The sequence below is a fragment of the Micromonospora sp. DT47 genome (assembly GCF_049844475.1).
Lineage (GTDB): Bacteria > Actinomycetota > Actinomycetes > Mycobacteriales > Micromonosporaceae > Micromonospora.
Genome location: NZ_JBNCLC010000050.1, coordinates 1 through 9,240 on the forward strand (window position 1 = coordinate 1; position 9,240 = coordinate 9,240).

A 9,240-nucleotide genomic window follows, 5' to 3' on the forward strand; every position below is an offset into this window, starting at 1 on the left:
GCCTACGCCCAGTGGGAGAAGCAGGCCGCCGACCTCGTCGCCAAGCACTGGAACAACTGACACCACTGAGACACACGAACGCTGGCCGGCACCCCCACAACGGGGTGCCGGCCAGCGACGTCTCCACCCGTGAAGAGGTGTTGTCGCTCCCGCGACAACACCTCTTCACGCAAACTCCCGCAGGATGAGTGGGGTCAGACCGCGCGGCGGCCCTCGAACGCCCGGCCGAGCGTGATCTCGTCGGCGTACTCGAGGTCACCGCCGACCGGCAGGCCGCTGGCCAACCGGGTCACCGAGATCCCCATCGGCTTGACCATCAGCGCGAGGTACGTGGCGGTCGCCTCGCCCTCGGTGTTGGGGTCGGTGGCCAGGATGAGCTCGCGGACCGCGCCACCGCTGAGCCGGGTCATCAGCTCGCGGATGCGCAGGTTGTCCGGGCCGATCCCCTCCAGCGGATTGATCGCCCCGCCGAGCACGTGGTAGCGGCCGCGGAACTCACCGGTCCGCTCGATCGCCACCACGTCCTTGGGTTCCTCGACCACGCAGAACACCTCGTCAGTGCGGCGCGGGTCGCGGCAGATCCGGCACTGCTCGGACTCGGCCACGTTGAAGCAGGTGGTGCAGAACCGGACCAGCTCCTTGACCTTGCGCAGCGCACCGGCCAGCCGGTTGACGTCGGCCGGATCCGCCGACAGGACGTGGAACGCGATCCGCTGGGCGCTCTTCGGGCCCACGCCCGGCAGCCGCCCCAGCTCGTCGATCAGGTCCTGGATGGCACCTTCGTACATCTGCCGGCTCAGAACCCGGGCAGGCCGAGGCCGCCCATGCCGCCGGAGACCGGGCCCATCTTCTTCTCGGTCAGCTCCCGGGCCGCCTCGGCGGCGTTGTGCAGGGCCGCGACGACCAGGTCCTCCAGGGTCTCCACGTCCTCCGGGTCGACCGCCTTCGGGTCGATCTTGATCGACTTGATCTCACCGGCGCCGGAGACGGTCGCGGTGACCAGGCCGCCGCCGGCGGTGCCGGTCAGCTCGGCCTCGGCCAGCTCGGCCTGGGCGGCGGCGATCTGCTGCTGCATCTTCTGCGCCTGCTTCAGCATCTGCTGCATGTTCGGCTGTCCACCTGGGCGCACGGCGACTCCTCGGTCGAGGGAACGGTCACCTTCAGCCTAGTGTGGCCGGCCGCGGGCGGTCCCGCCGCCCACGACCGGCCCACGCGTCTCAGCCCTTCACGACCACGGTCTTGACAATCTTGTCGGCAAGGGTCTGCCGCTTAGCGTCCCAGAGCGGGAACAGATACCCGATGTAGCAGATGATCGCGTCAGCGACGTGTGCCAGGTCCCGGAGGAATGCCTTGCCGAAACCGATCGGCTGGCCAGTGCTCTCGTTCACCAGCGAGATGCCCAGCACCTTCCTGCCCCAGCTTCGGCCGGTCTTTCCGGCCAGGTACCACCGGTTGTAGCCCCACAGCAGGACACCCGGCAGCGCGAAGAGGAAGTAGAGGACCTCATTGCCGGAGGTCGCACCCGTCACGGGGTCGACCTTCGGTTCGAAGACCGAGGCGAGTGCGAAGAACGGTGCCGCGATCAACGCGTCGACCAGGTAGGCGCCGACACGCGTGATCCAGTTTGCGTAGTTCATGGGTTACTCCTGTGAGGGGGCGGCTCAGCCGATGCCGAGCCGGTTGAGCTGAAAAGCCCAGCTCTCAAGTGCGAACAGGGCCACCCCCCACCCGACCCGCCACCGGGCGCGCTGCGACCACGGCACGGGTGGCGGCAGCGCGCCGATCGCCCGCAGCCCGAGCAGCGGTCCGACGACCACGGCCAGGGCTGCGAGTGCGAGGATCGCGGGGTTGGCGACGACAGAATCGGCGAAGTCGCCACGGACCATTGCCACGGAGGCCGTGGTGAGTCCGCAGGCGGGGCACGGCACGCCGGTGAGCCAGCGCAGTGGACACGGCAGGGCCAGGCCCGTCGCCGACACCGTCGCCGGCCAGGCCGCTGCCGCCACACCTACGGCGAGACCGAATACGCCGAGGCGCTCCGGAACCGAGAAGTACCGACGCACGTCGACCTGCCTGATCTTGGGTGGGGCCGCCGATGCTAGAGCAAGATCGACTTTGCCGCCATGTCGGAACGCCCAACCTCTCCCGATTGGTGCCCGAGCATCCGGATTCGTGATCTGCGGGCCTGGCTCAGGACGCTGAAAGGCCAGCCCAGCGGTTACTTCGCGTCGGTCTCGCCGATCTTCTCGCACCCAGCGCCTGCTGCAGCCGTACGGCCTGCTGCTCGCTGGTCTCGCGCGCGGTCTGCTCCACGACGTCGTCGAGCGGTTCGTCGACCGGGTCGAAGCCCTCGTATATCGGGTGACGGAGGTCGCCCTTCGCCGTCGCTGGCTCCTTCTCGCACTCGTCTACTGGGCCGACTGACCGGGCGGGGGGTCCGTGCGGGGAGGCCTTCCCACCTGGGCCGACTGACCGGGCGGACCGGTCGGACCTCGCCGCTGGCCGGTGCCGGAAGGCCGAGCTGGCGGCGGCCGGGTGTCGGGAAGCCGGCCCGGCTACCGCGCGTCGACCTCGTCGATCTTCTCGGCGCCGAACGCCTCCCGGAGCAGCTGCACCGCCTGCTCCTCGCTGGACTGCCGGGCGGTCCGCTCGTCGATCACCTCGTCCAGCGGCTCGTCTCCCGGGTCGAACCCCTCGTAGGTCGGGGTCGCCGGCTGGGCGCCGCCGGGGCGTCCGCCGCCGCGCACCGGGCCGTCGAAGTCCGGGTCGTACGGCGGTTCGCCGGCCCAGTCAGCGTCCGCGGTCTTCCGGGCCGCCTGGCCGGTACGCGGACCGCGTCCCGCCGCGGCCGCCCGTGCCGCCGCGATCGCGCTGCTCACCGGGGCGCCGGTGGCGCCGTTGCCGGCCGGGGGCGCGGGCTGCTTCGGCGGGACGGCCGGCTTCGGCGCTGCCGGTGCCGCGGTGGCGGTCGGCCCACCCGGGGTCGCGGCGGCCTTGCCGGACGGCCCTGGGTTCGCGGCGGCCGGACCGGATGCGGGGTTCGGGGCAGGCGCACCGCCGGGCGACGCGGCGCCACCCGGACGCGCCGCCTCGGGCCAGTCGCCCTCCGGTTCGCCTCCCCCACCACCGGCGGCGGGGGTCGAGGCCGAGCCGCCGGGACGGGCCGGCTCGGGCCAGTCCTCGTCGTCGCCCGGGTCGGCCGGGGCGGCGGCCGTCCCACCGGACCGTCCCGCGCCACCACCGGCCGAAGGCGCGGCGGCCGGCGTCGGGCGGCTCGGCGCGGCGGCCGGGGCGGGAGCGGCCGCGGCGCGCGGGCCGCCGAGCGACACCCCGCCCCGCTCGCCGGCTACCTCGCACCGGATCTGCCAGCGCCCGCCGAGCTCCTCATAGAGCGCGTCGGTGAGCACCGCGGCGTGGTCGGACATCATCTTGGCCAGCACCGACGACTTCACCGTCAGCACCAGCGTGTCGCCGTCGAGGTCGCGGACCACCGCGTCACGCATCAGCGCGGCGATCCGCTTGTTGGTCCGGTTGACCTTGCCGACCACCTCGGGCCAGACCCGGCGCACCGCGACCGCGTCCAGCGCGCCGGGCGCCGCCCCACCCGGTCGGGGCGGCGCGGGGGTGGCCGGGTCAGGCATGACGGCCGAGGGGGGCACGGCACGGCGGGGTGGCGTCGATGCTGCGGGACCGGCTGCCGGGGCGGCGTCGGCCGGGGCGCCGGGACCGGACCCCTCCCGGGTCCGACCTGCTGTCGGCGCCGCGCCGGCCGTGAACCCGGCGTCCGGGTCGCCACCAGCCGTGCCGGCGGCACCACCCGTCGCGGCAGCGCCGGGAGCGGCACCGCTCGTCGCGGCGGGACCGGCCGTGCGGGCGGCGGGCGGAGTCGTCGCGGACGGCGCGGCGGGGGCGGGCTCGGGGCGTACCTGCGGAGTGGGGGTGACCGGCGCGGGGCCGGCGGCGGCCGACGGCAGCTCGGCGCCACCCAGGGTGAGCCGCCGTTCCATCCGCTCCAGGCGCTGGAGCAGGCCGCCGGTGGAGTCGTCGGCGCCGGGCAGCATCATCCGGGCGCAGATCAGCTCCAGCAGCAGCCGGGGCGCGGTGGTGCCGCGCATGTCGACCAGGCCGTTGTGCACGATGTCGGCGCAGCGGGACAGGGTGCCCGGGCCGAGCCGCTGGGCCTGGGCGGCCATCCGCTCGATCTGGTCGGTCGGGCCGTCGATCAGCCCCTTGGCCGCGGCGTCCGGCACCTGCTGGAGGACGATCAGGTCGCGCAGCCGTTCCAGCAGGTCCGAGGCGAACCGGCGCAGATCGTGCCCGGCCTCGGCGACCCGGTCGACGGTGGCGTACGCGGCGGCGCCGTCCCCGGCGGCGAGCGCGTCGCACATCTCGTCGATCAGCGCCGAATCGGTCACGCCGAGCAGCGCGGCGGCCCGAGCGTAGCCGACCCCCTCCGGGCCGGCGCCCGCGATGAGCTGGTCGAGCACGGAGAGGCTGTCCCGCATGCTGCCCCCACCGGCGCGCACCACCAGCGGGAAGACCGCCGGCTCGACGGTCACCCCCTCCGCCTCGGTGAGCTGCTCCAGGTACGGCCGGAGCACCTTCGGCGGGAACAGCCGGAACGGGTAGTGGTGGGTCCGCGACTTGATCGTGCCGAGGACCTTCTCCGGCTCGGTGGTGGCGAAGATGAACTTGACGTACTCCGGCGGCTCCTCGACCAGCTTGAGCAGGGCGTTGAAGCCGGCCGACGAGACCATGTGCGCCTCGTCGATGATATAGATCTTGAAGCGGCTGCTGGCCGGGGCGAAGAAGGCCTTCTCGCGCAGCTCCCGGGCGTCGTCGACGCCGCCGTGACTGGCCGCGTCGATCTCGATGACGTCGATCGAACCGCCGCCGTCGGGGGCCAGCGAGCGGCAGGACCCGCACGTCCCGCACGGCTCGGGGGTGGGGCCCTGCTCACAGTTGAGCGAGCGGGCCAGGATCCGGGCGCTGGAGGTCTTGCCGCAGCCGCGCGGGCCGGAGAAGAGGTAGGCGTGGTTGAGCCGGCCGCTGCGCAGCGCCTGTGACAGCGGCTCGGTGACCTGCTCCTGGCCGATCATCTCGGCGAAGGTACGCGGCCGGTACTTGCGGTAGAGCGCCAGCGTCACGCGTACCGCCTCCTCTCGACCGAGCCATTCTGCGCCGGTCAGGCGCGGGTGACCACCCACCACCCCGTGACCTGACCCGCAGGTACGGTACCGGCACCCGGAGACAGAAAGGCCTCCCGTGCACCCGGCAGAGCCCGCTTATCCTTGCTGCCTTCCGGCCCTGGGGAGGTTCACGAGGTACCGCCGCACGGGAGGTGCCCCAAGCGTACCCGACCCGGCGTGGATCTTCAGGGGGTGGTGGGGTGGCCCACCCCCGACGGACCTGTATCCTGGCTCGCGGAGGATTCGCCTAGAGGCCTAGGGCGCACGCTTGGAAAGCGTGTTGGGTTTACACCCTCACGAGTTCGAATCTCGTATCCTCCGCTCGCTAGAGCAGCAAAATCGGAAGGGCCGGCCCCATCAGGGACCGGCCCTCCGTCGTCTCTTTGGTCGCTGTCGTCTCAGTTGTCGTCTCACTTGCCCTGTTCCGGCCGGGCTGACGGCGGTCCGTCGGCGCTCTCCCCCGGCCGGCGTGGCGGGTCGCCCCAGAGCGGGAGGTGGGGGCGAGATCGGGAGAGCCTCATGGAAGACCACCGAGCTGGCCGTCTACCTGCTCTCCGTGATTGGCGTGCTGATCGCCTCCAACGCCGTGGGCGACGGTGCCGCGAACAACGGCGGCGACTACTTCGCCGCCGACAAGGCCTGGTGGTTCATCACCCTGCTGACCGTCGGCTACCTGATCAGCCGGGGCCTGGCCAAGGCCGGCAGCGTCGGCCCCCTTCATCGAAGGTCCGGCGGGGCTCCGCCCTGCCAGCGGCCCCGTCGTGCCGGCCAGACATGCGTGGACCAGATTCTGGCGACCCTTTCAATCTCTACGCGTCTCCGTCGGGTGGTAGGCGTTACCGCTTCGAGGGGTCGGGTAGCCACGAGTGACCCGCCCTGAACCGACACCGTGCCGTGGCCGAACACGGCATCAGGGCGAGGAAGCGCAGGGAATGACTCATCGCATCCAGGAGGAAAGATGAGCACACAGGCTGCATCGAGACAGCAGGCACCTGACCGGGCGAGGGGGGTGCAGGAAGCACCGCGCCCCATGCCCATGACCAGGGATGCAGAGCGCCCGGTACAGGCTCCCGGAACGGAGACGAAGCCGTCGCTACGGACGACCGAGTTCTGGGTCTACATCGCGGCCGTGGTCGCCGTGCTGGCCGCTTCGCAGTTGGCCGGCAAGAACTCGGTTGGCGTGGACATCTTCCGCGCCAACCAGGCCTGGTTCTTCATCACGCTGCTGACCCTCGGATACCTGGGTAGCCGCGGTCTGGCCAAGGCCGGAAGCAACTGGCGCAGCGCGGAAGAGCGCAAGGCGCGACACTGACCGGGTACGCTCGCCACGCCAAGGTGGCCGCCGGGGAGACTCTCCCGGGCGGCCATCGTCCTTTGTCGCTCCGCCTCGCGCCGGATCGGCTCACTCCTCGAAGCCACCGAAGTCGCCCTCGAACGCGTCCTCAACCATCTCACCGGCGAGCATGCGGCTGGCCGGGACGAGCGCCACGATGAGTTCGGGCCGGCACTGAGCCAACGGGCGCGGCGAGCTTCGGCAGGGCGACGGGGCGGCTCAGCACCGGCCGGGCTTACCGGACCGTTGCTGAGTGGAATGGCTGTGTGGGGCGCTGATGGCCATGACGGCGGTGTCGTCGGTGAGCCCGGCGCCGAAGGTGCCGAGTAGATCGGTGACGGCGGCGACGGCGTCGGCGGCGTTGGTGGGTGCGAGATCGGCGGCGAATCGGGCGAGGGCTGCGGCTCCGTAACGGCCGTCGGGGGGTTCGCTGCTGGCGGTACGGGCCTCGGTGAGTCCGTCGCTGTAGAGGAGCAACGTGTCGCCGGGGTTCGCTACGACGGTGGTGTTGGTGTATTGGGAGGTCGGGAAGGCCCCCACGATGCGGCCCTTCGTGCGTTGGTAGCTGGCGGAGCCGTCGGCCCGTAGCAGCAGTGGTTCGGGGTGTCCGCCGCTCGCGATGACCGCGGTGAACCCGCCGACGGCCGGTGTGGGAGTGAGGATGCCGAAGACGACGGTGCAGTAGCGGGCGTCGTCGCGGTATTCCTGCCAGAGCACGGTGTTGAGGTTGTGCAGCGCGGCGGCAGGGTCGGGGTTGTAGACGGTTGCGGCGCGCAGGGTGTAGCGGGCCAGGGCGGTGACGGCGGCCGCTTCGACGCCTTTGCCGCTGACATCGCCGAGGAAGAATCCCCAGCGGCCGTCGTCGAGGGGGAACAGGTCGTAGAAGTCCCCGCCGACTTCGTCGGTGGAGGCCATCCGGTAGTACGCGGCGCTCTCAAGTCCGGGCGGGGTTTGCAGCACGGCCGGGAGCAGACTTCGTTGCAGTTTGCTGACGAGTTGCCGGAGCCGTTCGTCCTCGCGTTCGGCGGCTCTGCGGGCGTTGAGGAGCTCCCGTTCGTAGGCGCGGCGTTCTCTGGCGTCGAAGATGGTCGTGCGGATGAGTTGGGGTTGGCCTTCGCTGCTGGCCTTGACGATGGAGGTGACGAGGACCGGCATGCGGGAGCCGTCCTTGGTACGGAGTTCGAGGGAGATACCGCCGATCTCGCCCTGCATGGTCAGCATGGGTGCGAAGTGGGTTTCGTGGTAGATGCGGCCCCCGCCGGTGAGCAGGTCGCTGAAGCGGCGCCGGCCGACGAGTTCCTCGCGGGTGTAGCCAAGCCAGGCCAGCAGGGTGCCGTTGATCTTCGCAATGGTGCCGTCCAGGAGGGTGGACAGGTTCCCGCAGGGCGCATTCTCGTACAGGTCCTCGAAGTTGTCTTCGAGCAACGCGGGGAATCTCCCCTCGCTCGGCCCGGCGCTCCCGTCATCGCGTGGACCTTGGCGGGAAGGACCACGCCGGGCAGCTGCGGTCATCGGTAAGCGGCTCTGATGAACGACGTGATCGCTGCGGCCGTGGCCTCCGGCGCGCTCAACTGGGGGCAATGCCCGGTCGCGTCCAAGGTGACCAGCCGACTTCCGGCGATCTGCGCGTGCACGAACGCGCCGACTTCAGGCGGCGCGATGGCGTCCTGGGCGCATTGCAGGATCAGGGTGGGAACGCTCACCGCGGCGAGGTCGGCACGATTGTCGGACAGGAACGTGGCGCGGGCGAACACCTGCGCCATTGCGGGGTCCGTCCGGCAGAAACTTGCCGTCAGCTCTTCACCCAGCTCGGGCCGCTCCGGATTGCCCATGATCACGGGGGCCATGCTTGACGACCAGCCGAGGTAGTTGCTGTCCAGCGACTCAAGCAACTCGTCGATGTCATCGCGAGTGAAACCACCTCGGTAGTCCCCGTCATCGAGGTAGCACGGTGACGGGGTGACCAGGACAAGTGCGGCGAAGCGGTCCGGCTCGCGGTTCGCTGCGAGGACTCCGATGCTCGAACTGACCGAGTGCCCGACGAAGATCGGCTGCTGAAGGTCCAGGTCCTGGCAGATGCTCAGCACATCATCGGCGTAGCCGTCCAGGGAGGCGTACCGGTCGGCGTCCCAAGCCGTCGGGTCAGCCTTACCTGATCCGACGTGATCGAACAGCACCACCCGGGCCCACTGTTCCAGTTCGGCGGTGATGTAGCGCCACATGTGCTGGTCGCAGCCGAAGCCGTGCGCGAGCACGACGGTCGGGCCGTCCTCGGGACCGGCCAGCACGACGTTGTTGCGGCTCCGCACACGCATTCACCTATCTTCCACCACCCACACGTGGTGACCAAGTGCCCGCTCACCTGGGCAAACGTTGCGTGCGCAACAGACTGCGAGCCCGATTGGGACTTGTCCTGCCTGGTGAGCTCTTCGGCGGGCTCGAAGTTGTCAGCGCGTATGGGGCCGAGCAGACTTGGAAAGCGTGTTGGGTTTACACCCTCACGAGTTCGAATCTCGTATCCTCCGCTCTTCTGAGCAGCACGAACGCGAGGGCCGGCCCCACCGGGGACCGGCCCTTCGTCGTCTCTACGGTCGCTCTCGTCTCAGTTGTCGTCTCAGTCACCCTGCGTCCAGACGCGCCCCTAGGAGACCCCTGAACAAAGGGTGTTGAGGGGTGGGCGGGTGCCGACAAGGCCGTCTGTGCGGCGTGAAGGTCAGA

9 protein-coding genes, 1 tRNA gene and 1 other RNA gene are annotated in these 9,240 nt (G+C 70.7%); 3 read left to right on the plus strand and 8 right to left on the minus strand.

All coding sequences use genetic code 11. The features are described 5' to 3' along the window. Positions 1-194: 194 nt before the first annotated feature. The 6 genes from recR to ffs all read right to left on the minus strand — a co-directional run bounded on the left by recR (position 195) and on the right by ffs (position 5,344). Positions 195-788: a recombination mediator RecR gene (recR, locus tag ACLQ2U_RS31890; protein ID WP_425754599.1), complete on the minus strand. Its 594-nt coding sequence runs from the start codon at positions 786-788 to the stop codon at positions 195-197. Positions 789-796: 8 nt separating this feature from the next. Then, a complete protein-coding gene (locus tag ACLQ2U_RS31895; RefSeq protein ID WP_425754600.1) occupies positions 797-1,105 on the minus strand; it encodes a YbaB/EbfC family nucleoid-associated protein in 309 nt (102 codons plus the stop codon). A gap of 112 nt (positions 1,106-1,217) precedes the next feature. Further along, positions 1,218-1,637: an RDD family protein gene (locus tag ACLQ2U_RS31900; protein WP_425754601.1), complete on the minus strand. Its 420-nt coding sequence runs from the start codon at positions 1,635-1,637 to the stop codon at positions 1,218-1,220. A gap of 24 nt (positions 1,638-1,661) precedes the next feature. Further along, positions 1,662-2,252, minus strand: coding sequence for a DUF2752 domain-containing protein (locus tag ACLQ2U_RS31905; protein WP_425754602.1), 591 nt, complete (start codon positions 2,250-2,252; stop codon positions 1,662-1,664). 303 nt (positions 2,253-2,555) lie between these two features. After that, on the minus strand, positions 2,556-5,147 hold the full coding sequence (locus tag ACLQ2U_RS31910; RefSeq protein ID WP_425754603.1) for a DNA polymerase III subunit gamma and tau: 2,592 nt from the start codon (positions 5,145-5,147) through the stop codon (positions 2,556-2,558). Between the two features lie 107 nt (positions 5,148-5,254). After that, positions 5,255-5,344: signal recognition particle sRNA small type (gene ffs / locus ACLQ2U_RS31915), an RNA gene on the minus strand. 81 nt (positions 5,345-5,425) lie between these two features. Here ffs and ACLQ2U_RS31920 point away from each other — a divergent pair. From ACLQ2U_RS31920 to ACLQ2U_RS31930, 3 genes are all read left to right on the plus strand, one after another. After that, a tRNA-Ser gene (locus ACLQ2U_RS31920) sits at positions 5,426-5,510 on the plus strand. Between the two features lie 235 nt (positions 5,511-5,745). Next, positions 5,746-6,069, plus strand: a complete 324-nt coding sequence (locus tag ACLQ2U_RS31925; RefSeq protein WP_425754604.1) for a hypothetical protein — start codon at positions 5,746-5,748, stop codon at positions 6,067-6,069. Positions 6,070-6,147: 78 nt separating this feature from the next. Next, the gene (locus ACLQ2U_RS31930) at positions 6,148-6,501 is read left to right on the plus strand and encodes a hypothetical protein (protein ID WP_425754605.1); all 354 of its coding nucleotides are present in this window, start codon (positions 6,148-6,150) and stop codon (positions 6,499-6,501) included. A 240-nt stretch (positions 6,502-6,741) separates the two neighbouring features. Here ACLQ2U_RS31930 and ACLQ2U_RS31935 read toward each other — a convergent pair whose 3' ends face one another. Further along, on the minus strand, positions 6,742-7,947 hold the full coding sequence (locus ACLQ2U_RS31935; RefSeq protein WP_425754606.1) for a SpoIIE family protein phosphatase: 1,206 nt from the start codon (positions 7,945-7,947) through the stop codon (positions 6,742-6,744). Between the two features lie 83 nt (positions 7,948-8,030). After that, positions 8,031-8,837, minus strand: a complete 807-nt coding sequence (locus ACLQ2U_RS31940) for an alpha/beta fold hydrolase (RefSeq protein ID WP_425754607.1) — start codon at positions 8,835-8,837, stop codon at positions 8,031-8,033. Between the last annotated feature and the right edge of the window lie 403 nt (positions 8,838-9,240).